This is a genomic window from Streptomyces sp. WAC07094 (assembly GCF_036320405.1).
Taxonomy (GTDB): Bacteria; Actinomycetota; Actinomycetes; order Streptomycetales; family Streptomycetaceae; genus Streptomyces; species Streptomyces lannensis.
In genome coordinates, this window is sequence record NZ_JAVMJZ010000004.1 from 83004 (window position 1) to 109066 (window position 26063).

Here is a 26063-nt window from a genome sequence, read left to right on the forward strand (position 1 = left end):
CAGGTTCAGGCAGTTGCTGCCAATGCGCCTCACTGAGACCGTTGTAGCATGTCATCCAATGGATGACAAACATGGTGTCGTCCACACGATGACGCTCATTGAAGGAGGTGCCATGACCCCAGCCGACCAGCCGGCCTCGTCCCGCGCCGACGCCCAGAGCCCGGCGTCGTTCCTCGCCGCCGCTTCGGCCCTTGAAGCCATAGACGAGGCCCTGCGCGGCGCCCATCTGGAGGCCCCCGACTCCTCCGACCTGGGCCTTGGCCCGGAACAGGCCCTCGCCTGCCTCCTGCTCCTGCGGCAGGTACGCGAGCAGCTCGCCGGATGGGAGACCGGGCTGATCGAGACTGCCCGGGACGCGGGAGCGAGCTGGGCCGACCTCGCCCATCCCCTCGGCGTCGCCAGCCGCCAGGCCGCCGAACGGCGCTACCTGCGAGGTCGGCCCGGGCCCGCCGGAACCACCGGCGAACAGCGCGTCCAGGCCACCCGCGAACATCGCGCCGCCCAACGCACGGCTGCCACCTGGGCCCGCCGCAACGCCGCCGACCTGCGCCGCATCGCCGGCCAGATCACCGCTCTGACCGACCTGCCCACCGCCGCCCGTCGCCCGCTCAGCCAACTCCATGCGGCCCTGGCCCAGGACGACCCGGCCGATCTCCTCCACCCGCTCGAAGCCGCCCGCCCCCATCTGACAGCCACCCACCCCGACCTCGCCGCCCAACTGGACGCCCTCACGGGCCCCGACACGCCTCCACCCACCCCCGGCTGACCACACGGCACCATCGGGCCCACCCGCGCAAACTGTCGGTATGCCGGCCATGCAGTGGCCCGTCGCCGCAGGCCGCAGCCGGAGCACGGATCTGCCGAATGCAGAAGACCGCGCCAGAATGCAGATATGAGCGTGCTGACCATCCGGGACGTGCCCGAAGATCAGATTCGTGTCCTCAAGACCCGTGCCGCCCAGGCCGGGAAGTCCCTCCAGACGTACATGCACGAGTTGATCGCTGCAGAGACCGCCAAGCCGACCGTGAAGGAAATGGCTGTACGACTGGAGCGCGAGGCCACCGCAAAGTACACCACTGACGACGTGCTGGCAGCGATCGACGAGGGCAGGCTGGGCGGTTGATCGCCATCGACACGTACGCGCTATGGAGTCCGCCTGACCGGTCACGGCGCCACCGGTAGTGCCCTCCCCTGGGGTACCGTCCTGCCCGGAGGCGGTCGGCGCGCACCGGGCAAGGGCCCTAGCAAGGCTGCCGCGTGCACCTGCGAGACATGGAATGCATCCCACGATCACCCGAGTTGGGCCGCCCGCCGGCGCAGAGGATCACAGGACGGCCACCAGGCTTCGACGAAGCGACGGACAGCAAGCGCCACTGTCGAGCGCACCGCCTCCAGGGGCAGGCAGGTGCGGAGCTCAGGACAGCGAAGACGCCGCGGGCGGCACGGTGGTGAGCGAAGTGGCGGTCTCCCAGGCGAATCCGTCCGGGTCGGTGAAGGCGCCGGCGGTGCTGCCCAGGACGATGCGGTGGGAGCCGGTGCCGTCGGCGGGGACGCCGAGGTCCTTGGCCAGGCCGCCCCGCTTGTACAGGGCCAGCTTGACCGGGTGGGAGTCGCCGGCGGCGAACTCGGCGTACTTGCCACCGAAGCTCTTGGCCACGCTCAGGCCCCGGCCGACATAGAACTGCTTGCTGGCCTTCACGTCCTCGACGCCGAGCAGGAGGACGACCTCGTCGATCTCGCGGGTGGCCGGGCCGGTGTCCTTCTTCGCGGAGGTCGCCACCTTCCAGATCGTGCCGTCCGGAGCCTGGACGACGCCGCCGTAGCCCCACAGCGATTTCGCGCCGGGCTTGAGCACCGTGGCCCCCGCGTGCACGGCGGCGGCGAGGAAGCTGTCGACGGTGGCCGGTCCGGACACCGTGAGCGCCAGGGTGAAGCCGCGGAACCCGCTGGAGTGCGCCTCGGACGCGCGCAGGCGCAGGTGTGTGTCCACTCCGAAGGCGGTGTAGAAGCGGTGGGCGGCATCGGGGTCGGCCACCTCGAGGGTGACGGATGCCAGGGACAGGGTGGGTGCGGTGGTTACCATGGCCATCACGCTAGGTGCTGCCCGGCGGCCGGGGCTTCTCGATTCCTGACGGGTCTGGTCACCTGCTTCGCCACGCACGCCGGCATCCCCTCCACTGTGACCGTCGGCTTCCCGTCCCCGGCCGCAGGTACGGCATCGGTGCGGTCGGCCGCCGCATCGGCCACACGGCGCCGGAAGGCCCCGGGAGGCATACCGACGAGCTCGGTGAAGCGGGTGGTGAACGTGCCCAGCGACGCGCAGCCGACCGCGAAGCAGACCTCCGTGACGCTGAGGTCGCCGCGCCGCAGCAGGGCCGTCGCGCGCTCGATGCGACGCGTCATCAGGTACGCGTACGGCGACTCGCCGTAGGCGGCCCGGAACTGCCTGCTGAGGTGCCCGGCGGACATGTTCACACCGCGGGCGAGCTCCTCCACGTTCAGCGGCTGCGCGTACTCCCGGTCGATGCGGTCACGGACGCGACGCAACCGCGCGAAATCGGCCAGCCGCTGCGCCTGGACACGCGCACGCCGCCACTCGGGCCGACACATAGGATCACTCCCCATTCTTTCCTCTTCCCACGACGCCTGCGACCGCCTGCGGGGTGCCTGCCGCGGCAGGCACCCCGCAGGCAGTGGGTGATGAGGTCCGGCCCAGCCGGGCCGAGCAGCCGCTTGAGCAAGCACCGGACGCCAACGGGACGGCCTTGTCGGACCCCCCGGTGCGACGAGGCGCGCGGACGCGGCCCCTCGGGCGGCCGGCAAAGGGGGGCAGGGCGCCTAGCCGGTGGTGTGCCGGGTCCCGCAAACGCAGTCGCTGCGCCGGCCGTGACGGCGGCATCGATGCCGGGCTCAGCGAAGCTCCTGGATGCGGACCAGGTTGCCCGCGGGGTCACGGAAGGCGCAGTCACGGATGCCGTACGGCTGCTCGGTCGGCTCCTGGACGACCTCGGTGTCACCGGCCTGCACCTTCTCGAACGTGGCATCGAGGTCCGGGGTGGCCAGCAGGATCCACCCGTAGGTGCCCTTGGCCATCATCTCGGTGATGGTGCGGCGCTCGTCCTCGGTCACCCCGGGATCGACGGCCGGCGGGGCCAGGAGGATGGACGTGCTGGGCTGGCCGGCCGGCCCGACCGTGATCCAGCGCATCCTGCCCTGCCCGACGTCACTGCGGACCTCGAAACCGAGGACGTCGCGGTAGAAGGCGAGCGAGGCGTCCGGGTCGTCGTGCGGCAGAAAGCTCGTGTGAATGGTGATGTCCATGACGGCAGGCTAGAAGGAGCCCCCTCGCGTGTGCTTCTCAATTCCTGATCGATCCTCCGGGCCGCGCTCGCCTGGGGCCGGGAGGACGTCAAAGCCTGCCGAACATGCCCTGCCCAGACGTTGAGACCGCCCAAAGCCTTTTGGCGCCGGTACTGCGCCGGGCGACTCGAACCGGAGGGGCGGATGCGTCGTCGGTCAGACCTCGTCTTCCATGCGGATGGCCTTGCGAAGGTTTTCCTGCGCCTTGCGTGCCTGGCCCTCGTCCTGCTCCAGCAGCGCCGCGGCGATCGCGTCCAACTTCCGTTGGATCGCGTGCTCGGCCCGCCGTTCCGCATTCTTGAGCAGGGCGAGCAACAGCAGGGTGACGGACGTCATCAGGTCCCCGGCCAGCAACTGCCAGGTGATCTCCAGTCCCGCCGCGTGTGCGGCGATGAACAGGGCGACCAGCACCAGGCACACCACGTAGAAGGCCGGCGAGCTGGTGAAGTTCGACGCCGCTTCGGAGAACCGCTCGAACCGTCCCCTTTTCCCCGCTGCGGGATGTTGAACGAGCATGGGCCTGGCCTTCCGCAGGAGGGGCTGGGGAGTGATCGAGTACCCGCAAGTTCAGGCGCCAACGCGTTCCAAAGCACCTTGGGCAAGGGCCCGTCGGCGGAACGCCGTGGTTACGTGATCGTGGCGGGCACGCTGAGCGGCCTGGCGGCTGTGCCGGCCGCCGAGGGTCTGGCCGCCTCATCCACTCGACTGCCGCACTGCCGGCGAGCATTGCGGCGGCCATATACAAGCGTCTTGCCGGAGCCACCACGGCAGCGTTCAGGCCGCCCTTGCGTGGTTCTGAAAAAGCCGGGGGATGCGTCACCAGGCGCTGGCGCCGCCGTCGACTGCGTAGTTGGCCCCGGTGATGTAGGAGGCGCGGTCTGAGGCGAGGAAGGCACCGAGTTCGACGATCTCCTCGGGCCGGGCGAAGCGCCTGAGGAGGGTCTTTGCGGTGATGGCCTCGCGGGCGGCCTGGTTGTCGCCGAGGTCGCGGTCACTGGCCGGGGTCAGCACGGGGCCGGGGCTGATGGCCACTGCGCGGATCCCATGGGGTGCGCCCTCAAGAGCCATCTGCCGTGTCATGCCGATGACGCCGGCGTTGGCTGCGGTGTGCCCGACCATCGGGGGATTGTGTCCGGCGATCATGCCGGCCATGGACGCGACGTTGATGATGACGCCGCCGCCGCGGCGCACCAGGTGGGGCCAGGCGAACTCCGAGATGAAGAAGGGGATGTCGAGCTCGCCGGTGATGGTGGCGTGCCAGTCCTCGATGGAGAAGTCGGGCAGCGGGCCGAAGCGCAGCGAGGCGGCATTGTTGTAGATGACGTCGAGACCGCCGTAGGCGGCCACGGCATTATCGACGAGGCGCCGCGCTTGCTCGGGGTCGGTGAGGTCGACCGGTGCGATGCCGGTCATCTCGCCGCCTGCACGGCGGACGAGTTCTGCTGTTTCCTCGTTGGCGTCGGGGTGGATGTCGGCTCCGACGACCTTCGCGCCTTCTCTGGCGAAGACCTGGGCCGCGACGCGGCCCATGCCTGCGCCGGTGCCGGTGATCAGCGCGATCTTGCCGTCAAGAAGAGATGCCATGGGAATGCTCCTGGTCACAGGGGTGTGCGGGGTGGGTTGGGTGGTGCGGCGGCCCCCCGGGCGCACGCTGCAGGTCGCGCGCCCGGGGGCCCGGTGTCCGGCCGGGGCGTGTGCTGCGGCCCGGTGATGCGGGCCGTTCGAGCGGCTACTTGGTGCTGGGGTGAACGGTGCCGGGAGGCGTCTGACCGCGCAGCTCGTCCAGGAACACCCCGAAGTTGCCTTCCGACCAGTGCTCGACGGACTGGCCGCGGATGACGCGGTCGATGGAGATGCCGCTGAGCTGGACGTCGCGGCCGGAGGCGGGGATGCCGAAGACCGTGCCGGTGTGGCGGCCCGCGAAACTCCAGCGGGTGACGACCTTGTCGCCCTCCACGATCTGGTCCAGGACGGTCATCTTGAAGCCGGTGAGCCCCGCTTTGATGTTCAGGTCGCCGTTGATCCAGTCGTCCCGGTTCTCGGGGCCGTTGAAGCCGTGGAGCACCAGGTCCTTGGAGATGTAGCGGTCGAAGCCGGCGGCCAGGTCGCCGTTGTAGCTGGCGTAGTACGCCGAGGCGACCTGCAGCGGCGACAGGTAGTGGTGGTGGGCCGAGTGAGCGGACGAGGCGGCGTGCGGTGCCGGGCTCTGAGCCGCGGCAGGGACGGCCACCGCGGTCAGCGCACCGGCGGCGGCCAGAGCGGCCACGACGCCGAGCACCTTCTTGCGTCCCGCGGACGCGGTAGCGGCGGGGGCGGTTACGGCCTCACGGGTCTTGGTGGAGATCACAAGGCACTCCTCAGCTGAGCATCGGCGCCCGACGGCAAACCGATGTGATTGACGCGTCAAGCATCCGTCTGAGCTTGACATGCGTCAAGCGGTTGCCGGATCGAACCTCCCGTGACCTACCGGCCGGCGACCGGCATGGAAGACTCAGAACACCAGTGACTGCCTCGCCGCCCTGCCGGGGCCTGCGGACCCGCACGCCGCTCACCAGGCACGACGGGCCATCCCGGGCGGCGTGAGCGGGCAGGAGCGATCGACATCGGGTGGACCAGGGCGAACGGAGCGAGGCCAGAGTGACCGACGGAACACCGCAGGAGGCGCCGGAGGCGAGGGCGCGCGGCAAGTACGCCCCCGTCCGGCTGCCCGAAAGCGAAATCCTCCGGCGGGGCCTGGACACCTTCGCCGAGCTCGGCTACGCCGCGACCACCATGAGGGAGCTGGCCCGGCGGCTCGGCGTGAGCCACAACTTCATCCACGAACGCTACGGGTCGAAGGACGACTTCTGGCGCGCGGTGGTGGACTTCGGGCTGCAGGGCGGCCAGCCCGCGCTCGACCGGCTTCTTACCGACTGCCGCGACGCCGAGGAACGCCTGCGAGCCGTCATCGTCCACCTGTACCGGCTTGCCGCGAACGACTCCGCCATGAACCGGCTGCTCACCGACGAGTCGACCCGGGACTCCAGCCGCCTGGACTATCTCCACCAGCAGTTCATCAAGCCGTTCTGGGACAGCATCGAGCCGACCGTCAGCAGCCTCATGGCGGCCGGCCGCATTCCCCGCGTCCCGGCGCACATCCTGTACTTCGCCGTCACGGGCCCCGCACTCGCCCTGGCCCAGGACCCGATAGCCGACCGGCTCAGCCCCGACGTCCGGCCGACAGCAGAGCACGACAGGACCGCCATGGCCGACGCGCTCTCCGCTGTCGTCCTGCACGGCCTGCTCCCACCGCATGCATGAGACACCCCCTCCCGCCCGGGCCTGACCTTCAGCTTCCGTGCCCAATGGTGTGTCGACCTTGATCACCCGGTTCGGTAACCGGCGTACGCGGAGGCGGCCTTCGGCTGAGCATGTGTTCCGACCTCGCGGCGAGCCGGTTCCCCGCGTCCTCAACCATCGACACCAGATGGTGTGACTTGCGCCATTTTGACTCTTTTGACGTGGTTGTAGAGTCGCCTCGCTCGAGGACGGCCCCCTGCACTGGTCGGCGTGCCGGGCGCCGCCGAAAGGAGCAGTGGAATGCAGGCCGACCTCTCCCCGGTCATAGCCGCCACCACCCAGTGGCTCCTGCGGTCCTACCCTCACGATGGCGGCCCTGTGGGAGCATCGCTGGCAGAAGCTCAGGCCCGCCAGGCGGTGACGGTCGCCGCATGGCTGCGCTACCCCACAGCGACGGATGCCGCCCTGCTCACGATGGCGGGCCCAGGCGGCTCGGGACGGCTGGACTGGCTCGTGGGATCCGAAGCCTCCAGCGCAGACGTTGCGGACCATGCGTGGCGGTCCTGGGTCGATGAAGTGGTGGCGAGTTGGGCGGCATGCCTGCTCACCGCGACCGCTGCTGCCGCGCAGGCCGTGGCGCACCTGACGGAGTGCGAGCATACGGGCGGACTGACGTTTGACTTTCGTCGGCTGGTCAGTCCCGACGACCGCGACCAGCAGGCCGCAGTGCTGCTGCGGCACCCCGATCTGCTGGCGCCCGTCGCCAACCTGCACCGGCACGCACTGCGCGAACGCCTGGCCCAGGGCTGAGCGACGCGGCCTGAACCGCCAGCAACTGGCGCGCGCCGCAGAAACAACTGATGCCCCTCCACCGCCGGCATGTCCGACACGCCTACTCGCTCCGAGCTGCAGCTGGCAGTGGCTCCAAGGGGATCTCTTGCCGCCGGTGGCAAACGCCGTCAGTCCGGCTGAGGCCTTGCACAGGCTCTTTCCACCGGACGGTCCCGTGACCGCAAGCCCGCGCATGCCGGTGGCGTTCGTCGCGTGCCTGTGAGGGTGACCTCTGCGTTCGTGCCGCGCACGTCGACAGGCCAGCGGCACGCTCGGTTGGTCTGCCGCCGGCGGTCGCCCTCATCAACTCCTCTTAACGGGTGAGATACCTCGCCGTGCAGCACGCGGCGGCGGCAATCGGCTCGCGCAGCACCGAGCATGGCCGGGTACCGTCCGGCGCCAGGTCGCGCCACGCGGCGAAAAGGCATGCCCCGCAGGCCCGTCGAGGAGGCAGATGTGACCTTCAACCCGCTGGAACAGCGCGGCATCCCGCTGGACCGTCAGCTGCGCAATTGGCGTGAGATGAACGTGCAGCCGATCGACCCCGACCGCGGCGACCCCTACACCCGGTGCCGGATCATCACGATGAACGGCATCGAGGTGGAGGCGATCCTCTTCAGCCACCAGCTCGCCCGCAACACCGTCGATCCCGACGTCAAGCGGCAGCTCGCCCGGACCCGGTACATCGAGGCACAGCAGCAGAAGGTCGTGAACTGGCTGCTGCCGGGCGTCTCCTCCGTGCTGGAGACGACGATCGCCTACGAGCAGGTCGCGGTGGACCTCACGGCGTGGGTCGCACGGATGGAGCCCGACCCGTACCTGAGGCAGGCCTACCAGTTCGGTGTGCTGGAGGACTTCGACCACCTGTACCGGTACGCGAACCTGTACGAGATGATCGAGCACCGCAAGGCGGAGTCGATCGTCGACAACCTCACCGAGGTCATGCCGGGCCGGCCCACGAAATTCCACCACCGTGACCCGTACGACAACGTCCGCGACCCGTACGACAAGAACGAGGCGAACCCCCTGTCGAAGCTCCACGCCCTGACGATCATGTCGGCGGAGCAGCAGACGATGAACTTCTACATGAACACCGGCCCCACCTACATGGAGCCGATCGCCCGTCAGCTCTACCAGGAGATCGGGCTCATCGAGGAGGAGCACGTCACGCACTACGAGTCGCTGGTCGACCCGGGCGAGACGTGGTGGGAGCAGCTGGTCAACCACGAGTACAACGAGTGCTACCTGTACTACTCCTTCATGGAGCAGGAGAGCGACCCCAAGGTGCAGGCCATCTGGGAGCTGCACCTGAACATGGAGCTGGAACACCTGCACTCCGCCTGCGACATGATGCGCCGTTACGACGGGCGCGAGCCGCAGGAGGTCCTGGCGCCGGAGCTGCCCAAGGTAGTGACCTTCGCGCCGAACAAGCAGTACCTCAGAGGGCTGCTCGACACCCAGATGGACCTCACCACGCTCGGAGCCGGCTACGTGCGTGAAGCGCATGAGCGGTTCGAAAAGATGCAGGAGCAGATCCACGGCGGCCAAGAGCCGCCCAGCGAGCGGGTCATGGCGGAACACGACGACATGTTCGGCCGCGAATACCGCGTGCAATCCGAAGGCGAGCACCCCGACCCCGCCCTGCGCGAGAAGTGAGGCAGTCGAACATGTCCGAACCGCGCACCCATCGGGCCGGCGGCGACAAGGCCAAGGACACCGACGTGGTCGCTCTGCTGATGCGCCAGCACGGTGACATCCGCAACCTCTTCGACGAGGTCGAGCAGAGCAAGGGCAAGGAACGCCGTAACGCCTTCCACCGCCTGGTGCGGCTGCTGGCCGTCCACGAGACCGCGGAGGAAGAGGTCGTCCATCCCTTCGTCCGGCGGATGGTGCCGGGCGGTGAGCAGGTGGTCGAGGACCGCCTCGCCGAAGAGAAAGCCGCCAAGGAAACCCTTGCGACGCTCGACGAGATGGACACCGATGACCCGAAGTTCATGCCGCAGCTGATGAAGCTCCGCAAGGACGTGCAGGAGCACGCCCGGGCGGAAGAACGCTACGAGTTCATCCACATCCGCCGCCACACCGACGCCACCAACCTCGCCGTCATGGCCAAGGCGGTCAAGGCGGCCGAGGCCATGGCTCCCACCCATCCTCATCCCGGCGTCGAGTCTCTTGCCCGCAACGTGGCCCTGGGCCCCGTTGCCGCCCTCATGGACCGCACCAAAGACGCAGTCCGTAAAGCCATGGGCAGCGACTGAGTCCGAGGCAAACCCCACTACAGCCAGGCGCCGCAGGCGGCCCCTTCTCCTCGAGAGAGCGAAGAGGAGGAGGGAAGATGCGGCAGACGCGCACACCTTCAGCCGCGCGCACCGCTGATACAGCGCCACCGTGACGCAGAGACTCGAACAGTGGGAACCGCATGACCCGCATGGGCTGGCCGGTATGCGGCTGACCAGCGGACAAGCGGATCACCCGAAAGGGTTGCGGCCGCGTGGACACCTCTTCTGACGCTCCGTACGTGCCACAGTTAATGCCAATGGTGAGATCCCCACAGGGCCCGCCTCGCCGCGCTCCCTCATCTGGCGAGGCGGGCCACGGGGATCGAAGCGCGGACGCACATGTCGCATAGCCTGCCGGGCGAAGAGGCCTGGGCGCCACACCACGTGGCGCCCAAGCTGACATGCATGGTGAGCAGCATCTCCGATGAGTGGCCAGGGCCTGCCCTGGGACGAGGACGACTGCAGGCATGGCCGGGCAGATCCCGGCGATCGTGCGGCGGCTCACGACGTCCTTCAGCGTGCTCTTCGCACCACTCACCACGTCGGCAGGCATAGGCCCTTTGATGCGGGGCACCTGAGAGCTGCTCGATGCTGCTCGGTATGGGGGAGTGGCATTGGGCCCTGTACGCGGTCTGTGCCTCGCGGTGGCGTTCGCCCGCCTTGCGAGCTGTGCCTTGTGGGAGAGGAGCCACCATGATCCTTCCGGTGGAGAAGGAACTGCGCGCTGCACTGGCGAGGTTTGCTGATGCGCGCATCGAGCACGACGTACGCCCCACCGGCCGCACCAGCCGGGCTCTGGAGGACGCCACCTACACGCTGTGTGTGATGACCGGGACCCGCAGCGCAGAACAGGCTCTGCGAGCAGCGGACGCGTTGCTGCACCGCTTGAGCGCCGATCGTGAGGGCTCCGTACAAGAGGACGCCAGGCTTGCCGCGTGAGCCAGACTCGCCCGACGACGTGTTCCGTTGGCTTCCCTCGCGTTCCCCGGAGCGCAGACGCCTGACCCGTCAGGCGTGTGTGCGGACCTGCCTCTGCCCGGCGCAGGGCGGGGGGCTGTGGGCGATGGCGCACGCACTGTCACCACGTGGGCCAGACGCGTCCGGGGATTCCTCTTCGGGGGGATGGTCGAGCAGCGTTTCATGCGGCGTAGGCCGGCAGGTGCTGACCCGTCGCCGTCCGGACTCAATCCATGGCGAGAGAGCGCCACTTATCGGCATGCATTAGGGGTGTTACCGCGATGACGCGGAAGCGTCCTGGCGTGCAAAAGGTGATCACGACTTCGCCCGGGGCGTCACCGTCGCGCACCGCGGCGATTTCGGAACGGGAGATGTGCCAGCCGGCGGCTCTGGCTTTGAGCTCCGTGTCAGATTTGAAGTGAAGGTGGTCGTCGCAGACCTCTGCGACTCCGGCGATCTTCTGGAGGGCTCCGGATGCTTCAAACGCGGTTGCGTCGGCCATCAGAGCACGCCCGGCATTCACTGCCTGGACGATGTGCTCGATCTGAGCGTTCGCCTTGCGACGGTGCCACCAACTGCGAAGTCCCACCTTGCTCCCCATCCCTGGCTACTGCATTCGCTCAGCAGTGTGCATGGTCGGGGTGATCATGCAACGTGCGGGTTCCCTGTGCACGCTGTCCCAGCCGGTACAACCGCGTTGGGCGTCGTCAGTGAAGGCTGATCGTTCATGTGGGGCGGGCGCCGAGGCCGTAGTCAGGACAGCGGTATCCCGCAGACGCAGGCGATCGGCCTGCCTTCGACGGCAGGGGCCGCACGCATGCACTCTATGAAGCCGTTGTCGTACCGAACTTGATCTGAAGGGTGCACGACCGCCCACTTCGCGTCCGACATGTCCGAAGGGTACCGCGGCTCGCGGCCCGGACGGTCGCCCGCATTCCCGAACCGGTGAGCGAGGCAATCACACGACCGGGCAACCGAGTTGGACTCCGTCGTTGCGGAACCGCAAGACTGCGACACAAGGGCCTCCTGGCCAGCTTGTTCGGACTTCGACAATCCCGAGCTGAACAGGAGGCCCCGCTTTCATGCATACCGCAGCCGAAGATCACGCGACCGAGTCACCCCTATCGAACCGGCACCCGACAAGATCGCTGCGAAAACGACCTCCCACGCCTGCGGCAGGTGGTCGGTCAAACGAAGTAGTGGCCCTGTTCGATGTCCTCGATGAGGCCGGGGTGGGTGGGTTTCCATCCCAGGAGTTGCTGGGTGATGGTGCTGGAGGCCGGCATGTCGGTGCTGAGGAGGCGCATAAGTATCCCGTCGTACTCCTCGGCGGGCAGAGAGCGCGCCGGCAAGTCGAGGTGCCGACCGATGGCCTCGGCGATCTCGCGGACCGGCACGCCCTCGTCGCCGACCGCGTTGAGGACGGAGCCGGCGGGAGCGTGCTCGACGGCCAACCCGTAAAGGGCCGCGGCGTCCTTGACGTGGACGGCGGGCCAACGGCTGGTGCCGTCACCGATGTAGCCGCAGACGCCCTTGGCCCGAGCCGTGGCGATGAGCTGGGGGACGAAGCCGTGACGCTCCCCTTGGCCGTGGACCGAGCGGGGCAGCATGACCAGGGAGGTGCGGACGCCTGCCTCTGCGGCTGCGAGCGCTGCCCGCATGTTGGCGATGCGGGCAGCGACGGGGCCCGCCGCGACGAGCTCGTCGCGCTCGGTCGCGGGCCGACCAGGTGTGACGAGTGTTGCGCCGGAGATCACCAAGGGCTTGCCGGAGCCGGCGAGGGCGGCGGCGAACGTCTCGATGGCCTTGGCATCGGTCCGCGTCGCAGCCTCGCTCATGCTGGGCACGACGAAGGCCAGGTGGATGACGCCATCGCTGCCGAGGGCGCCGGCGCGCAGCACGTCGGTGTCGTTCAGGTCGCCACGCAGCACCTCGGCGCCCATGGCGATCACTGCCCGCTCGGAGGCGTCCGAGCGGGCCAGCCCGAGAACCTGGTGGCCGGCGTTGACGAGTTCGGGGACGACGGCTGAGCCGATCCAGCCGGAAGCACCGGTGATGAAGATACGCATGGGAAGGACTCCTTGATCACAGCCGGAGGGAGGACGCGTGGCTCAGCTGCCGTTGCGCAGAGGGCTGATGCGACCCCGTTGCATCAATAGTATTCGACTCATGCGACTGCGTCGCATCATCTGCTGAATGATGCGACCCGATCGCTTCGCATAGAATGTGTTGGTGAGCAGATGGGCACCGGACGCGCGTGAGCGCCTGGAGAGTGCGGCGTTGGACCTCTTCGTGGAGAACGGCTTCGAGGAGACGACCGTCGCCCATATCGCGGACCGCGCTGGCTTGAACCGCGCCACGTTCTTCCGCCACTTCGCTGACAAACGCGAGGTCCTGTTCGGCGGCGAGGACGTGCTGGCCGGCCTGTTCGCCGAAGGCATTCGCGCTGCCGCTGCGGACGCGACGCCCGCCCAGTGCCTGCAGGCGGCGTTCGCGGCCACCGACGCTGCCATGACCCCGCGGCAACGGGCCAAGGCCGCCCAGCGCATGCGGGTGGTCGCGGCCAACAGCGAACTGCAGGAGCGCGGACTGCTCAAGCATGCCCGGATCGCCGCCTCCATCAACGCCGCCCTGCGCGAACGAGGCACGGACGATCTGACCGCCCGACTGGGCGCGCACGTGGCGATGCTCGCCTTCGCCATCGCCGTCGAGCGCTGGATGAAGGCGGAGGACGACGAAGCGTTCCCGCCCCTCGCCCAAGCAGCCCTGAGTGACCTGCAGGTGCGTGCAGCCGAACTCGACGCCCGCCCCCGCCTCTCCACCTGACGCGGGAATCCGACGGCTGCCGTCCAGCGCCTCACCTTCAGCAGGAGGCCCAGCCCTCTTGCATGCGCCGGAACTAAAGGATCATGCGACCGAGTCACCACACTCGAACTCGCACCCAGCAGGATCGGTACGACAACGGCTTCTATCGCCCGCACCCGACATGGGCTCTCGGCTAGCAGGTCCGTCCGGGAGCACAGTGTTTCGGGCCTGCGTATGACGCTGGAGCCGTGCAATCAGCGGGCGTTGGTATCCGCGACCGCCACCAGCGCCGCGGTGGACGTGGTGGCCTCTGCGCTAGTGCCGCATCAGGCAACGTTCGCCCTGGTGAGGAACCAAGCCAACACAGCCACGCCGACGGGCAACGCAACAAGGTAGCCGACGAGGATACCGACGCCCGGATCAGCCAGCGCAGGAAAGGCCCAGTTCACTGCTGCAGCCACGAGCAGTCTCACCGTTGCCAGCGCAAGGAGAGCGGCGACAACAGCAAGCCGACGCGGCGGGCCCGCCCCGCGGTACAACTCAGCCGCAGGCCCGATCGCGATCAGGCCCGTCACGAGGAGGACGAAACCAGTGTCGGGCAGCCACCCGAACGGCCACCCCACCAGAGCGACCGACCCGGAGACAGCAAGGCCGCCCAGTTCCAGTGCGACAGTGGACACTACCGGGTGGTGCCACGAGGGGCGTCGGATCGAGCCGCTCCCACTGTGCTCTTCATCGGCCACGTCGTCAGAGTAGCCATCGGCAGGGCGAACGTTGCTTGATGCGGCACTAGTTGGTCGGTAATGCCCACCCTCGTTGAAACCTCCAGCTGCCAGTTGAGGGCCCGCACGCGGTGTGATGGACTTCTGTGGGCTATCTTGGCTGCTTGCGTACAGCCCGTCATTGTGTGGCAGTTGATTCGGGGGACAGATGAATCTCCAAGGCGCGTACCTGGGCGTGGCGGCTCAGGCGGTCACCTTGCTGGGGGAACGTGAAGTTGCTGCGTCATGGGAGAAGCCCAGCGCGTTGGCGGAGATGACGGTCGGTGGTCTGGCCGGTCACCTCATGCACCAGATTTTCTCTGCCAGTGCCGTCCTACAGGAGCCGGCGTCCGCGGAGGCACCGATCCCCCTACTGGAACACTACGCACGTGCCGTGTGGGTTGATGAGCCGCTTGACGGCGAAGCCAACACGGGCATCCGGGCGAGGGGGGAGCAGATTGCCTCCGAGGGTGCGCAGCCGCTGCTGGAACGAGCTCGCGCTGCTCTCGCCGAGCTGCAGGCCGAACTCCCGGCGATGCCGGGTGACGCGGCGGTGTTCATCCCCTGGGGCGGGTGGGCATTGACCCTCAACGACTTCCTCGTGACAAGAATGATGGAACTCGCCGTGCATATGGACGATCTTGCCGTGAGCGTGGGAATCACCACCCCCGAGATCACCGGCGCCGCGTTCGAACCCGTGCTCACCCTGCTGACGCATCTATCCGTCCGTCGGCACGGTCAAGCAGCATTGCTGCGCGCCTTGTCTCGGGTGGAGCGAGCGCCATCAGCGATCAATGCGCTCTGAACCACACGGCGTGGCTCGAGGTAGGTCATGGCGCAGATTGCGCGAGGCCGAGACGCTACGGCTGGGTGCTTGAACGATCGGCCGACTGCCGGCCTGGGTCGCCGAGAAGTTGACTGGCGATGAGAAACGGACGGTGGGTCGTTCAACCCGACGCACGCCACGGTACCCGGCGTGGGTGTGCCTGCATCCGTGTCGGCGGCTGCAGGCACACCCAGACTGCACGCAGACGACGCCGGGGCATCTGCCGGTGCTCACCGCGATGTCTTCAGTTGAGGGTGCCCATGCGTGCCGGCCTGGTCGTGCCGTGGACCCGCCGTGCGTGGGCGGCGTAGCGGCGGCGCCCGATGACCGGTACCAGCAGGCGCACGGGCAGCGGCGCGTGGCCGAGTACCGCCTTGATGACCGCAGGGTCACCCTCATACATGGCCATGCCGAAAGCCAGCGGCAAGTCTCTTTTGGGGGTCGCGGCCATGCCGTGCTCGCCGAGCTCTCTCCACTCCGCGGCGGTGACATGCTTCTCCGCCAGCGGCAGGATCCACTTCTCCTCAGTCGTCATGTGCGTCAGGAGCACAGCCAGCAGTACCTCGAAGACACCGGCGAGCTCCTCACTGCCCCGCCCGGTGGAGCGCCAGGCGGGCAGGAGCCCGGTTGCCTCGGCATGTGCCTTGTCGATGGCGTGATGCTGTTCTTCCATCATGGGCACGATGGATGCGGCCTCATCGCCTCCCCGTTGGAGGAGCTTGGGCCACAGCAGGAGGTCCTCTCCCTCGTGATGTGTGTGCAGGATGCGGCAGATGAGTTCGGCATGGGCGCTTACGACTTCGGCGCGTGCGGTGTCGCCTGGTGCGACGTCCCGGATCAGCTGAGGAAGCAGCCGGAATTCGCGGCGCAATGCGGCATGGGCCATGTACATGTCCCGGACATCAGCCATGGGTGCGTCGACGGTCGAAGTCACTGCCATTCCTCGGATTCATAGGGGTACCTCACCGGGCACGCCAAGAACCACCTCCAACGGTGAGGTGGTTGTCGCATTCCCCGACCGGGCCGCTGTGCCGACGGTTCAGGTGAGCGACCGCTTTCCGGTCCTTCTTGGGGAAGAGGTCTGCTCATGCCGGTGGATCATCGACATTGATGCCGGGTTCTTCAGAGCCCAGGACCAACTGCCCCCTTGGGGCCCATTGGATCAGGCTGTCCGGCGGGGAGGTGAGAACGATCCTGCTCCCGGTGTGCACGATACTGCCGACTTTTGGTCTTCCTGCTTGCCGGGAGAGGTGTGCGCCCGCTCCCGCTCGCCCGGTGCGGCATCGCTCAGTGGGACTGGTCCCGCATGCTTGTCCGTGGTCTGTCAGGTCCGGCGCCCGCGTAGCTGCCGGGGTACCTCGAGATCGGTGAAGGCGGGTCGGTTGTGCCTGGTGGAACATGGGCGTGCCGCACCGAGTCGACCGCAGGATGCGGATCCGCCTCCGGCCGCTGGGATGGGGTCTCTCAAGCCTGCCCAGGCAAGCGATGTCCCGGCGTGTCGCGCCCCGGAGAGGTTCCGAACTTTTTTCGGTATTCGCGGTTGAACTGGGACGTGCTTTCGTAGCCGACGCGGTGAGCGATGTCTGCGACGCTTCCCGAACGGGTCCACAGAAGTGTTCGGGCGGTCTGCAGGCGGATGGTCTTTTGAAACTGCAGCGGTGTCGCGGACGTTGCTGCACGGAAGTGCCGGTGGAAGGAGGAAGGGCTCATACCGCAGAGCCGGGCGAGAGCGGCGACGCTGAGCGGCTCGTGGTAATGGTCGCGGATCCAGCCGATGGCCCTGCTGATGTGCGCGAGGCCGTTGTCGGCCCGGCCGATCTGCCGTGCGAGCGCGCCTTGGTCCCCGGTGAGCAGCCGCCACAGGATCTCCCGCTGGTATGACGGGCCGAGGACCCGCATCTCGTCCGGACAGCGGGCGGCTCGCAGCAGTCGTACGACTGGGTCGAGCAGCTTCGGTGTTGCGTCGCTGATGGCCAGTTCGCGGTGGGCGGGGGATGCGGGGGTGTCGGTCGTCTCCAGCAAAAGCGATGCGATGGCCTGCGGACGGAGGCCCATGATGAAGATCGCGAGAGGGTTGTCGGGATCTGCCTGGACGACCTGGCTGGTTGACGGCCAGTCATGTGAGGCGATCACGTACGTGCCGGCGCCGTACTCGTACGGCTCGCCGTTGAGCACGGTGCGCATGGTGCCCTGGGCGACGATCGCCAGGGTCGGGCCGGGCATGGCGGCGACCACCGGAGGCGTCGGCTCGTCCACGACCGCAACGCTCACGCCGTCCGCGATGGTGGCTCTGCGGCCGTCGTCCCCGACGTGTTCGAGGATCAGCGTCCGCAGCTCCTGCAGAGGTTCCATCCTCAAGCCCCGTCGGCCGGTGCCCTCGGGGGCACGATGTCGAGGATGGTCAGGCCGCCCGTCGGACAAAGGCTCAGGTGGACTCGTGCGGTCGGAGTCGACCCGATCGGTGAGGGCGGGAGGAAAGGCGGGGGAGACATGGCCACTTCATACGGGACGAACAACGGGAGGCCGGACAGTACGCAGCCGTAAGGCCCTTTGGGGTACTGCCGGTTGGTGGGTGATCGGTACCGCGTACCGGGCGGGAGGCTGTGGCACGTGGTCAGAAGTCCGAGTGTGCCGCCATGGTGTGACCGTCGGTATGGGCGTCCTCTGATGGTTGAAGTTGCTCTTCCGCCCAGATGATCTTGCCGTGCCCAGTGTAACGCGTGCCCCAGCGGCGGGTGAGCTGAGCAACGATGAACAGACCCCGACCGCTTTCGTCGAAGGTACGGGCTCGCTTCAGATGCGGGGAGACGCTGCTGCCGTCGGAGACTTCGCAGGTCAATCCTGTGCTGTGGAGGATCAGACACAACCGGACCGGTGGGCAGGCATGACGCAGTGCGTTGGTGACGAGTTCGCTGGCGATGAGTTCCGTGGTGGGTGCGGCGTCTTCAAGGCCCCACTCGGCCAGCGTCTGCGAGACGTGCTTGCGGGCTTCGGAGACGGCTGCGAGGTCGGCTGCGAGGTCCCAGCCGGCGACATTGCTGCTGCCGAACATGCGCGTGCGGGCGGCCAGTACACCGGCGTGGGCGTAACGCCTGTCGGACAGCAGGGTATCGAGGGCGGTCCGGCAGATCGTGTTCAGGCAGGACTGGGATCCCAGGCCCGCCTTGACCAGCACAGCCCCATCGGCCTTGGCCGGCGGGGCGGGTGTAGCCGTGGTGCATCCGTGCAGCAGGAGGACACTGCCTTCCGCGAGATCGAGCTCGGTGGTCTCTGCGTGCGGTTGCATCTGCCCGAGCGGCGGGTTGGTAGGAACCTCGACCGTGGTGACCATGCCCTCGGGCAGGACGACCGTGGGTGCGGGGTATCCGGCGCTGGCGAGGGTGCAGCGGGCGGTGACAGGGTCGTAGACCGCGTACAGGCACGTCGCGGTGACCCCGGACAGGTCGGCGTGCCGGCTCCCGTTGGTGGGCCGTAGCCGGGCCAGAACATGCTCCAGGTGGGTGAGCAGTTCCTCCGGCTGCAGGTCCATGTCGGCCAGTGCGCGCACTGCGGCGCGAAGTTCGGCGGCGATGGCGGGCGCGGCGTCCCCACCGTCGGGGACGCATCCGGCAACGAGCGCAACGCGGGCGGCCGGCAGGGGTATGACATCGAGCCAGTGGGCCTCGGGCCTTGCTGTGTTGTCGGCAGCCGTGCACCAAGCGGCATGTTCCACCGCCGCAGGCTGCGGGAGCAGATCCGGTGGCATGTAGGTCACCAACGGCGGAGGTGTGTCGCGGGAAGGCATGTCGGGCGTCTGCTTTACATCCGAGTTGAGTGGTGTGCTGCCGGAGCGTTGCCCGGCCCCTTCCACCGGGGGGTCGGCCTGCAGGCGCAGGCGTGTCCGGCAGATGACGATGCTCAGGCCGAAGGACAACACAGCCGAGGCGATCACGACCGTGCGGCCGCCTTCCGACACCCCGCGGATGGCGAAGCCGTAGACGGCCACGCTGGCCACGAGCGTTGCAACCCCGATGGTGAGGGTGCGTCGTACGGGCAGCAGGGCGGCGGCCACGAGGGGCGCCAGTACCGAGTAGTCGGACCATCGGACCAATCCGCCTGAGGAGGCGCGCAGTTGTACCAAGCAGGTCACTGCCAGGTAGAGGCCCAGCAGTGAGACCGGCTGCCACGGCAGGCGTCGTACAGTGCTCATCCTGGTCACTGTCCCTTTGGGGTTGGCGTGTGGTGCAGCGTGTCCGTCCGCCCAGGGCACCGCCGGCTCTTCGGGGGACGGCAGCGGTACCGGCTGCGTCGCAGGTATCTCACCCGGGCCGGCGGAGCGGGCAGGACCGTCATGCACGCGCACGGGGTGGAGCTGTTGTCTTTCACGAATCGTCGGAGCGGACAGGAAGGGCTGTGCGGGAGGTGGTGGGGTGTCAGCCGTTTCCGCAGTCAGGCGGTGGTCTCTGGCGTACGGCATGCGAGAGCCTCCGAAGCGTGGAGTGAGGGGGCAGGGCAGTGGACGGCCACCATGGCGAGGTCGTCGTTCAGGTGCCCACCTGCATAGCTCTTGAGGTCCTGGCTGATGTGCCGCAGGAGGGTGTGCGGGCACCGCCAGGCCCACGTGGCAGCGCGTTCGAGGAAGGGATAGAAGTTTCCGGTGGCGTCGCGAGTCTCGATGAGCCCGTCGGTGTACAGCAGCAACGTGTCGCCGGGACCAAACGCGAAGGTGTCGAGGGGGAATGTGTCCGCTGTGCTTCCGGCCAGGCCAAGTGGTGGAGCGGGCCGGCTGCCGCACAGGAGGGTCGTTCGGCCGTGCTGCTTCAGTAGAGGCGGGGGATGCCCGCAGTTGACGACCCTGACCGTCTCTTCTCCGTCGGGAAGTTCGACCAGCGCAGCGGTGATGAAGCGCTCGGCGCTGTCGGGATCCCTCTCGGCCATCTCGGCCAGGTGCCTGCGGACGCTGCGCTCCAGAGCGGCCGCCAACTCGGTTAGTTTCTCGTGCTCATGGACGGCTTCGCGGAAGGCCCCGAGAAGTGCGGAGGCGTCCTCGATGGCCGGCAATCCCTTGCCGCGGACGTCGCCTATGAGGATGCGGTTGGTGCAGTCGGTGCGGGCGGCGGCGTACAAGTCGCCGCCCACCAGGGCGTGAGCGGTGGCCGCCCGGTACATCGACGCGAGACGCAAAGAGCCCAATGTGCGGGGGAGGGGCCGCAGCAGAACCCGTTGGGCCGTCTCGGACACGGCTCGCACCTGTGTGAGTTCTCTCAGGTCGCGATCGTGCAGCGCGCGGGCAGCGATGGCAAATGCGGAGACTGCCAGCACAGCGCCGATGTGTATGGGCAGCAGAGCCGTATGCACCAGATTGTCGTGCCAGTCGACGAGGACCACCGCCGCACTGGCGGCCAGGGCCATGGCGACCGTGAGCCGGGTCCGTGCGATGGCCGCGGTGCAGGTGGGGGCCGCCACGAGGAGCGGCGAGAGGTGAATGGCCAGAGGGGCGACGGACGCCACAAGGGTGATCACCGCGATCAGCAGGATGGGAAGCGCCACCTGCGCTCGGGTGCCGTCGGCCGGTGCCCGACTGCCGCCTGCAAGGCCAGGCCGAAAGCGCCTCTTCCGCTGCCGGGGCGGACGGACCTCGCGGCCGTCGCAACCCGGCGCTGAGACACCGCTGGCAAGGAATTTCATGGGTGGTCCTGCGAGAGGTGAAGCGGGGGCGCGCTCTGTGCTCCTGAGGGGCTGCGCGCTGTGGCGGAGATCATCCAGCCTGTTGGGATTCCATAAAGCGGATCTGTCGCTCTTACCGAATCCTTGGCACTTTCTTGCCGTATCGCGAGAGATTGTTTCCGCTATGCGGACTCCAATATGCGACGGGGGGAGGGCCTGGTCAAGGCGTCACGCGTAAAGAATCCGAAAACAAGGCGCCGACACTGGCTGACTCAATAAGCCGGTTCGCCGCTGATGCCCGGACCGGTGGCGCCATTTGAGCCTTGATCCCTCGGTGCGCAGAGTCCACTGCATCGTGTCTGGGCGGGGCAGCAGTGGTGACGAACAGAACATGGGGCCGCCGCGGATCCGCCTTGAGGATATGGGCTGCGTAAAGCTGCAGTGGGCGTTCTCCCCTACGCAGGCAGCCCCCCAGTGGGCGGAAGCGGCGACCCGCGGAGTACAGCTAGCGGGAATGCTGGCGGGCACATCCCCTTGAGAGGCTGGTCACATGCTCCGCTGCATGATTGTCGATGACAGCCCTTGCTTCCTCAAGGCTGCCCGCTGTCTGCTCGAAAGCCAGGGCATTGCAGTGGTGGCCGTGGCATCCGACACCGCGCAGGCGTTGCGGCAGGCTGAACGCCTCAAGCCGGAGGTGGCGCTGGTGGACATCGATCTGGGTGCCGAAAGCGGCCTGGACCTGGCCCGTCGGCTGCAGTGCGAGACCGACCCATCCCCACCGCGGATCATTTTGGTCTCCAACCACGCCGAGGACGACTATGCCGACTTGATCGAGGAAAGTACCGTTGCGGGCTTCATAGCCAAAACTGGATTGTCGGGCGACGCCATTCGTGCCCTGCTCGTCGAGGAAGACGAGGATCCCCACGGCAACTCGGTCATCGCGACTCCAGAAACGTGATGACCGCCCGGACACGACGGTGATCGTCGTCGGTCGCCGGCAGGTTCAGCTTCGCAAGGATATTGCGCACATGCTTTTCCACCGTTCCTTCGGAGACCCACAGCCGACGGGCGATGCCGGCATTGGAACGGCCCTCGGCCATGAGCTCCAGCACCTCGCGTTCCCGCACGCTGAGCAGCGCCAATGGCTCCTCCTTGTGACGGGCGGACACCAGCTCCCGCACCAGTGCGGGATCGACCACCGCGCCGCCCCTGGCGATCTGCTGCAGCGCCTCCAGGAACTCCTGCACGTCATTGACGCGGCTCTTCAGCAGGTATCCAATGCCGTGGCCACTGTCCAGCAGTTCCAACACGCACTCCACCTCGGCATACGCCGACAGAACCAAAATGCCCATGTCAGGGAACTCCTGCCGGATGGTGCGAGCTGCGTCCAACCCTTCAGTGGCCTGTCCGGGCGGCATCCGGATATCCAGTACGACTAGATCCGGCGTCGCTCTCCGCACCATGTCGAGCAACTGGACGGCATCGCCGGCCTGCCCCAGAACCGCGCAGCCCGCGCGCTCCAGCAGGCTCGCCAGTCCTTCGCGAAGCAAGACATCGTCCTCGGCGAGGACGATCCGCAGGTGCGCCATGGCCGGTCCGCTGCCGCTCGGCCCAGCCCCATAACCGGACGTCGAGCTTACGGGCGTCATGCCTACCATTGTCCTTGAGCCTCGTCGGGCGAGCACCCCCGCAACAAGCCCGCACAACCTGTCGCACCGACAGGGAGGAACCAGTGCACGAGCTCACTTCTCCCACCCGGAGAGCCGGCGCCAGGACTGGACTCACGCGCCGTATGATCGTTGTGAGTAGCCTCCTGATACTCCTCATCGGCTCGGCCTTCGCGGTCCTGCTGCGCTCGGTAGCAGACCTGCGCACCACCGAGCAGCATGCGCAGCAGTCCGAAGAACTGCTCATGGCGGTCGACCAGGTACAGCGCCAGTTCTTCAACCTTGAGACGGATGCGCGCGGCTACGCACTGACCGGGCAGCAGCAGTACAACACGCGCTGGCAGGCCGCCCAGGCCGCCTTCCCCAAACAGGCCGTAGCACTGACACGCCTGGCCGGCATCAACCCTGAACAGCGGTCCGCAGCGGAACGGATCCGGCAAACGGGCATCACCTACATCAAGGAACACCCCATACCTTCGAAAAGCGCCGCGAAGCATGACCCCCCGACGAGACAACGCATCACCGCAATGGAGCGGGACGACTGGCGCGCGGAGCCCATCCGGGACGAGTTCTATCGCATCGTGGCCACCCGGCAGAGCCTTGTCACGGCCCGTGAGGAACGCGCCGTGGCCACTGCCGACCGGGCAGTCGCCGCATCCGTCGGAGGCCTGACCGGATCGGTGCTGCTCCTCACCGCATTCGCGGGCTACATCATTAGAGCCATCGTGCATCCCGTGCGCCGAACAGCCGCCATGGCCGACCGACTGGCCAACGGGGACCTGAGCGCACGTACGCCGGAAACAGGCGTCAGCGAGATCGGGGGGCTGGAGCGCAGCTTCAACCGCATGGCCGCCTCACTGCAGGAAAGCCACGCCGAACTGTCCACCTCACGGTCCAGAATCCTCGCCGCCGCCGACCGAGCCCGGCAACGCATCGAACATGACCTGCATGACGGCGCCCAGCAACAACTGGTGGCGGTCATACTGGAACTGAAGACGGTTCAGAGCGCCATACCTGCGGCCCAACCATGGCTCAAGGCCAAGGCGGCCCGGGCTGCCGATGAGCTCGTGGGGGTACTGGACGGTCTGCGCGAGCTTTCCCACGGGATTCATCCGGCGGTCCTTTCCAAGGGCGGCCTGCCCCCCGCGCTCAGGGCCCTGGCTCGCCGCTCACCGGTTCCGGTCACACTCGACGTGGACGTCCCCCAGCGGCTGTCCGAGCCGATCGAGGTCGCGGCCTACTACGTCGTCTCGGAGGCGCTGACCAACACCGCCAAGCACGCCCACGCGTCCTACGTCCACGTCACGGCGCGGGCCCGCGACGACGTCCTGTACCTGGCCGTTCACGATGACGGTGTCGGAGGCGCCGCATTGGGGCACGGCTCAGGCCTGGTTGGCCTCACCGACCGGATACGAGCGCTGGGCGGCATCCTCACCCTCCACAGCCCCGACGGGCAAGGAAGCACCTTGCGGGCATGCCTACCCCTGACGGAGCCGTAACCGGCGCAATTGCCTCCGCCCCACTGCTGTGAGTTGAGGGTGAAGGGCATGCTCTCCAGGCGCCGGGCTTGGCTGCGGTAGGACCGATGCCGGACAGGACCGTCGGCGTCTTCACGCACGGATCCGTCTTGGTCGTCTCTGCCGACGTGATGTCGAGAGGATCGACGACCTGGCGCAGCGCCTCGATGGTCTTCGGCACGCTGTCCAGGATGTTATTTGGCACGATCTCGTCCTCGTCATAGCGCACATGCGACTTCGGCTCCTGTCAGATGCGGCTTTGTCAACTAGCGTTCCGACCGCAGGCGACAGCGGTGGTGGCAGTGGAGCACTACAGGCGGGTATGTGGGGGAGGCTTGAGTTGGGATGGCGTCGTCGGCTGACGGCACTTTGTCGGGAGTCAATTGGTGAAGGCGCAGCACTTTGAGAACCATGGGGTGCTCGGCCAACAGGGTCAGCGAGCCCCCGGCCTCGCGGATGCGGCGCGCGGCAGTGGCCACAGGGCGTGCTCCCGCACAGTCCAGGAAGGTGACTTGCCTTAGGTCGATGACGACGTCGGGCTGAGTGCCACTACTGGCGGCGGTAAAGATGGCCTCGGTGTGGACGGCGGTGGCGATGTCCAATTCACCGGCAGCAGTCACTACGGTGGGACGAGGTCCAACAAAGACGGTGCAGATGGCTGGCACTTTCGATTCCTCTCTCTAAGACACTGCTATCTACGGGGTTCTGGGCTTCCATGCGCTCGGCAGGAAGACAGCCCAAGGGCACAGGCCGTGGCGGGGATATCGACGTCGCAGAGAACAGAACGCCGACGGGCTGCAGGGCTGGAGACAGCGCATATGGCCGGAAGTTGCCCGGGGACGACCTGACAGTGGTCGGCCGCCACACGTCGCGCACTGCCCGGCCTTCGCCGGGGGAGCATCAGGCCGTCCGTGACTGCCCCGCATGCAGGCATCGAAGCGGGCCGTCACTTTCTTGTCAGCTGGGCCCCATGGCGAAGGCGCTGACGCCGTCCGTGATCAAAAGACTCCCGCACCACCTCGCTGGTTGCTTGTCAGCTCAGCACGGAGCGCGAACGGCCATGCCGGCAGTCGTCGGCAGCCCGTATACGTGCGTCATGACCAGCAGGACGCCGTACGGTTGCTGCATCAACGAATGCGTCCACCCTAGGAACACAACGACGGCATGGTCATCCCGGCCAGCCCCCATCCCTCCCCCCAGCTAGCGCCACCATCCATGTGTTGCGCACAGAAGCTGAGGCTTGTCACGGTCTGTGGATCGGGCCGGGCCGAGGCGGTTCGGTGGACTTCCTGATCTCGCTGCTGCTCTCGCCGTGACGAGTGATTGCGTGCAGGACCAAGTCGCCGGTAGAGGGCGGGCACGCTGATTGATGACGATGACGTCCAAGGTAAGGCGTCAGCACTGCCGGCGAGCCTGGTGCAGGAAGCTGCGGATGAGCCGGCTGCCGATGCCGAGATTCCGGTAGTCGGGGTAGATCGCGATCCGCGCCCAGCCGCAGCGAGTCGTCGCCGATCAGACGGTCGGGTCGGGCATGATTTCCCGGACCTCTTGCGCACAGCGGCACGCGGCAGCGAACTTGGCAGCCCACTCCAGTGCGTCCTCACGTGAGGGCACGTCGATGATCGAGAACCCGCCGAGGACCGCCTTGGTTTCCGGGAACGGGCCGTCGGAGACGGTCCCGTCGGTGGCCACGACGCTTGCCTGCTGCCTTTCCAGCCCACCGCCGAAGACCCACACTCCGGCGTCCTGAGCCTTGCGCACCACCTCGTGCGAGGCCTCGGCCACCTCGGGCAACTCCTCCTCGGGGAAGGTCATCGCGCCGTCATCGAACGAGATCAGGTACCGCGTCATGCATTGCTCCCTTGACCGAAGGCCGCCTTCGGCCGCCTCTCACCCTACGACGAGCGGCTCCCTCCCGGCTCCCGCGACAGGCCAATCACCTGGTTCGGCAACTGCCGTACCCGGAAGCGGCCTTCGACTGAACGCGTGCTCCCACCGAGGAACACACACCTTCACCCCCGAGTCCCTGCCCACCGCCGCCCCGGCCGGTGACCGCCTGACGGAACTCCCGTGCAGGCAAGGGGAATAGCAGCGAGGAGGCCGCTGCCACAGACCGCAGTGCGGCCCAAGGACCG

26 protein-coding genes are annotated in these 26063 nt (G+C 67.6%); 11 read left to right on the plus strand and 15 right to left on the minus strand.

The annotated features are described in order from the left end of the window. The first annotated feature begins 112 nt into the window (after window positions 1-112). Window positions 113-766 carry a type III effector protein gene (locus RCR19_RS42280; RefSeq protein ID WP_331270415.1) on the plus strand — a complete coding sequence of 218 codons (654 nt, stop codon included), beginning with the start codon at window positions 113-115 and terminating at the stop codon, window positions 764-766. A 126-nt stretch (window positions 767-892) separates the two neighbouring features. Continuing rightward, a complete protein-coding gene (locus RCR19_RS42285) occupies window positions 893-1123 on the plus strand; it encodes an antitoxin (RefSeq protein ID WP_331270416.1) in 231 nt (76 codons plus the stop codon). A gap of 291 nt (window positions 1124-1414) precedes the next feature. On the opposite strand, the gene RCR19_RS42290 is transcribed toward RCR19_RS42285, so the two are convergent. The 6 genes from RCR19_RS42290 to RCR19_RS42315 form a co-directional block, all read right to left on the minus strand. Further along, window positions 1415-2083, minus strand: coding sequence for a glyoxalase (locus RCR19_RS42290; protein ID WP_331270417.1), 669 nt, complete (start codon window positions 2081-2083; stop codon window positions 1415-1417). A 5-nt stretch (window positions 2084-2088) separates the two neighbouring features. Then, the gene (locus tag RCR19_RS42295; RefSeq protein ID WP_331270418.1) at window positions 2089-2610 is read right to left on the minus strand and encodes a helix-turn-helix transcriptional regulator; all 522 of its coding nucleotides are present in this window, start codon (window positions 2608-2610) and stop codon (window positions 2089-2091) included. Between the two features lie 300 nt (window positions 2611-2910). Continuing rightward, complete coding sequence (locus RCR19_RS42300; protein WP_331270419.1) at window positions 2911-3321, minus strand: VOC family protein; 411 nt, start codon at window positions 3319-3321, stop codon at window positions 2911-2913. A gap of 195 nt (window positions 3322-3516) precedes the next feature. Beyond that, the gene (locus RCR19_RS42305; protein ID WP_331270420.1) at window positions 3517-3876 is read right to left on the minus strand and encodes a low affinity iron permease family protein; all 360 of its coding nucleotides are present in this window, start codon (window positions 3874-3876) and stop codon (window positions 3517-3519) included. Window positions 3877-4176: 300 nt separating this feature from the next. Further along, window positions 4177-4944, minus strand: coding sequence for an SDR family NAD(P)-dependent oxidoreductase (locus RCR19_RS42310; RefSeq protein ID WP_331270421.1), 768 nt, complete (start codon window positions 4942-4944; stop codon window positions 4177-4179). A 145-nt stretch (window positions 4945-5089) separates the two neighbouring features. Further along, window positions 5090-5707 (minus strand): ester cyclase, encoded by a 618-nt coding sequence (locus tag RCR19_RS42315; RefSeq protein WP_331270422.1) that lies wholly within the window; start codon window positions 5705-5707, stop codon window positions 5090-5092. Window positions 5708-5997: 290 nt separating this feature from the next. On the opposite strand from RCR19_RS42315, the gene RCR19_RS42320 reads away from it, so the two are divergent. From RCR19_RS42320 to RCR19_RS42340, 5 genes are all read left to right on the plus strand, one after another. Further along, window positions 5998-6660, plus strand: a complete 663-nt coding sequence (locus RCR19_RS42320) for a TetR/AcrR family transcriptional regulator (RefSeq protein WP_331270423.1) — start codon at window positions 5998-6000, stop codon at window positions 6658-6660. A gap of 279 nt (window positions 6661-6939) precedes the next feature. After that, window positions 6940-7449, plus strand: a complete 510-nt coding sequence (locus tag RCR19_RS42325) for a hypothetical protein (RefSeq protein ID WP_331270424.1) — start codon at window positions 6940-6942, stop codon at window positions 7447-7449. A 477-nt stretch (window positions 7450-7926) separates the two neighbouring features. After that, on the plus strand, window positions 7927-9126 hold the full coding sequence (locus RCR19_RS42330; RefSeq protein ID WP_331270425.1) for a hypothetical protein: 1200 nt from the start codon (window positions 7927-7929) through the stop codon (window positions 9124-9126). Between the two features lie 11 nt (window positions 9127-9137). Beyond that, the gene (locus tag RCR19_RS42335; protein ID WP_331270426.1) at window positions 9138-9728 is read left to right on the plus strand and encodes a hemerythrin domain-containing protein; all 591 of its coding nucleotides are present in this window, start codon (window positions 9138-9140) and stop codon (window positions 9726-9728) included. A 714-nt stretch (window positions 9729-10442) separates the two neighbouring features. Then, window positions 10443-10688, plus strand: coding sequence for a DUF5133 domain-containing protein (locus RCR19_RS42340; RefSeq protein WP_331270427.1), 246 nt, complete (start codon window positions 10443-10445; stop codon window positions 10686-10688). Window positions 10689-10932: 244 nt separating this feature from the next. Here RCR19_RS42340 and RCR19_RS42345 read toward each other — a convergent pair whose 3' ends face one another. Both RCR19_RS42345 and RCR19_RS42350 read right to left on the minus strand, forming a co-directional pair. Beyond that, the gene (locus tag RCR19_RS42345) at window positions 10933-11295 is read right to left on the minus strand and encodes a hypothetical protein (RefSeq protein ID WP_331270428.1); all 363 of its coding nucleotides are present in this window, start codon (window positions 11293-11295) and stop codon (window positions 10933-10935) included. A gap of 598 nt (window positions 11296-11893) precedes the next feature. Continuing rightward, window positions 11894-12775: an SDR family oxidoreductase gene (locus RCR19_RS42350; RefSeq protein WP_331270429.1), complete on the minus strand. Its 882-nt coding sequence runs from the start codon at window positions 12773-12775 to the stop codon at window positions 11894-11896. 163 nt (window positions 12776-12938) lie between these two features. Here RCR19_RS42350 and RCR19_RS42355 point away from each other — a divergent pair, with 163 nt between their 5' ends. Then, entirely contained in the window at window positions 12939-13532 is a 594-nt protein-coding gene (locus RCR19_RS42355; RefSeq protein ID WP_331270430.1) for a helix-turn-helix domain-containing protein, read from the plus strand. A gap of 305 nt (window positions 13533-13837) precedes the next feature. Here RCR19_RS42355 and RCR19_RS42360 read toward each other — a convergent pair whose 3' ends face one another. Further along, entirely contained in the window at window positions 13838-14254 is a 417-nt protein-coding gene (locus RCR19_RS42360) for a hypothetical protein (RefSeq protein WP_331270431.1), read from the minus strand. A gap of 187 nt (window positions 14255-14441) precedes the next feature. Between RCR19_RS42360 and RCR19_RS42365 the strand changes: the two genes are divergently transcribed. Next, window positions 14442-15077: a maleylpyruvate isomerase N-terminal domain-containing protein gene (locus RCR19_RS42365; RefSeq protein WP_331270432.1), complete on the plus strand. Its 636-nt coding sequence runs from the start codon at window positions 14442-14444 to the stop codon at window positions 15075-15077. A gap of 265 nt (window positions 15078-15342) precedes the next feature. Here RCR19_RS42365 and RCR19_RS42370 read toward each other — a convergent pair whose 3' ends face one another. From RCR19_RS42370 to RCR19_RS42385, 4 genes are all read right to left on the minus strand, one after another. Then, on the minus strand, window positions 15343-16032 hold the full coding sequence (locus tag RCR19_RS42370) for a hemerythrin domain-containing protein (RefSeq protein WP_331270433.1): 690 nt from the start codon (window positions 16030-16032) through the stop codon (window positions 15343-15345). 530 nt (window positions 16033-16562) lie between these two features. Beyond that, the gene (locus tag RCR19_RS42375; RefSeq protein WP_331270434.1) at window positions 16563-17450 is read right to left on the minus strand and encodes an AraC family transcriptional regulator; all 888 of its coding nucleotides are present in this window, start codon (window positions 17448-17450) and stop codon (window positions 16563-16565) included. Window positions 17451-17712: 262 nt separating this feature from the next. After that, entirely contained in the window at window positions 17713-19287 is a 1575-nt protein-coding gene (locus tag RCR19_RS42380; RefSeq protein WP_331270435.1) for an ATP-binding SpoIIE family protein phosphatase, read from the minus strand. A gap of 239 nt (window positions 19288-19526) precedes the next feature. Next, a complete protein-coding gene (locus RCR19_RS42385; RefSeq protein ID WP_331270436.1) occupies window positions 19527-20627 on the minus strand; it encodes a PP2C family protein-serine/threonine phosphatase in 1101 nt (366 codons plus the stop codon). Between the two features lie 679 nt (window positions 20628-21306). On the opposite strand from RCR19_RS42385, the gene RCR19_RS42390 reads away from it, so the two are divergent. Next, the gene (locus RCR19_RS42390) at window positions 21307-21702 is read left to right on the plus strand and encodes a response regulator transcription factor (protein ID WP_331270437.1); all 396 of its coding nucleotides are present in this window, start codon (window positions 21307-21309) and stop codon (window positions 21700-21702) included. On the opposite strand, the gene RCR19_RS42395 is transcribed toward RCR19_RS42390, so the two are convergent. Beyond that, the gene (locus tag RCR19_RS42395) at window positions 21680-22333 is read right to left on the minus strand and encodes a response regulator transcription factor (RefSeq protein ID WP_331270438.1); all 654 of its coding nucleotides are present in this window, start codon (window positions 22331-22333) and stop codon (window positions 21680-21682) included. The two genes, RCR19_RS42390 and RCR19_RS42395, sit on opposite strands and share 23 nt — an antisense overlap. A 212-nt stretch (window positions 22334-22545) precedes the next feature. Here RCR19_RS42395 and RCR19_RS42400 point away from each other — a divergent pair, with 212 nt between their 5' ends. Continuing rightward, on the plus strand, window positions 22546-23910 hold the full coding sequence (locus RCR19_RS42400; protein WP_331270439.1) for a HAMP domain-containing protein: 1365 nt from the start codon (window positions 22546-22548) through the stop codon (window positions 23908-23910). A 1530-nt stretch (window positions 23911-25440) separates the two neighbouring features. Here RCR19_RS42400 and RCR19_RS42405 read toward each other — a convergent pair. Beyond that, on the minus strand, window positions 25441-25779 hold the full coding sequence (locus RCR19_RS42405; RefSeq protein ID WP_331270440.1) for a YciI family protein: 339 nt from the start codon (window positions 25777-25779) through the stop codon (window positions 25441-25443). Window positions 25780-26063 lie beyond the last annotated feature (284 nt).

What these genes read in the sequence shown, in the direction of transcription:
- RCR19_RS42295 (WP_331270418.1), bottom strand. Translation starts at nt 2,610, where the DNA reads ATGTGTCGGCCCGAGTGGCGGCGTGCGCGTGTCCAGGCGCAGCGGCTG.
- RCR19_RS42335 (WP_331270426.1), top strand. Translation starts at nt 9,138, where the DNA reads ATGTCCGAACCGCGCACCCATCGGGCCGGCGGCGACAAGGCCAAGGAC.
- RCR19_RS42375 (WP_331270434.1), bottom strand. Translation starts at nt 17,450, where the DNA reads ATGGAACCTCTGCAGGAGCTGCGGACGCTGATCCTCGAACACGTCGGG.
- RCR19_RS42300 (WP_331270419.1), bottom strand. Translation starts at nt 3,321, where the DNA reads ATGGACATCACCATTCACACGAGCTTTCTGCCGCACGACGACCCGGAC.
- RCR19_RS42280 (WP_331270415.1), top strand. Translation starts at nt 113, where the DNA reads ATGACCCCAGCCGACCAGCCGGCCTCGTCCCGCGCCGACGCCCAGAGC.
- RCR19_RS42405 (WP_331270440.1), bottom strand. Translation starts at nt 25,779, where the DNA reads ATGACGCGGTACCTGATCTCGTTCGATGACGGCGCGATGACCTTCCCC.
- RCR19_RS42365 (WP_331270432.1), top strand. Translation starts at nt 14,442, where the DNA reads ATGAATCTCCAAGGCGCGTACCTGGGCGTGGCGGCTCAGGCGGTCACC.
- RCR19_RS42310 (WP_331270421.1), bottom strand. Translation starts at nt 4,944, where the DNA reads ATGGCATCTCTTCTTGACGGCAAGATCGCGCTGATCACCGGCACCGGC.
- RCR19_RS42325 (WP_331270424.1), top strand. Translation starts at nt 6,940, where the DNA reads ATGCAGGCCGACCTCTCCCCGGTCATAGCCGCCACCACCCAGTGGCTC.
- RCR19_RS42340 (WP_331270427.1), top strand. Translation starts at nt 10,443, where the DNA reads ATGATCCTTCCGGTGGAGAAGGAACTGCGCGCTGCACTGGCGAGGTTT.
- RCR19_RS42395 (WP_331270438.1), bottom strand. Translation starts at nt 22,333, where the DNA reads ATGGCGCACCTGCGGATCGTCCTCGCCGAGGACGATGTCTTGCTTCGC.
- RCR19_RS42285 (WP_331270416.1), top strand. Translation starts at nt 893, where the DNA reads ATGAGCGTGCTGACCATCCGGGACGTGCCCGAAGATCAGATTCGTGTC.
- RCR19_RS42305 (WP_331270420.1), bottom strand. Translation starts at nt 3,876, where the DNA reads ATGCTCGTTCAACATCCCGCAGCGGGGAAAAGGGGACGGTTCGAGCGG.
- RCR19_RS42350 (WP_331270429.1), bottom strand. Translation starts at nt 12,775, where the DNA reads ATGCGTATCTTCATCACCGGTGCTTCCGGCTGGATCGGCTCAGCCGTC.
- RCR19_RS42390 (WP_331270437.1), top strand. Translation starts at nt 21,307, where the DNA reads ATGATTGTCGATGACAGCCCTTGCTTCCTCAAGGCTGCCCGCTGTCTG.
- RCR19_RS42290 (WP_331270417.1), bottom strand. Translation starts at nt 2,083, where the DNA reads ATGGTAACCACCGCACCCACCCTGTCCCTGGCATCCGTCACCCTCGAG.
- RCR19_RS42380 (WP_331270435.1), bottom strand. Translation starts at nt 19,287, where the DNA reads ATGAGCACTGTACGACGCCTGCCGTGGCAGCCGGTCTCACTGCTGGGC.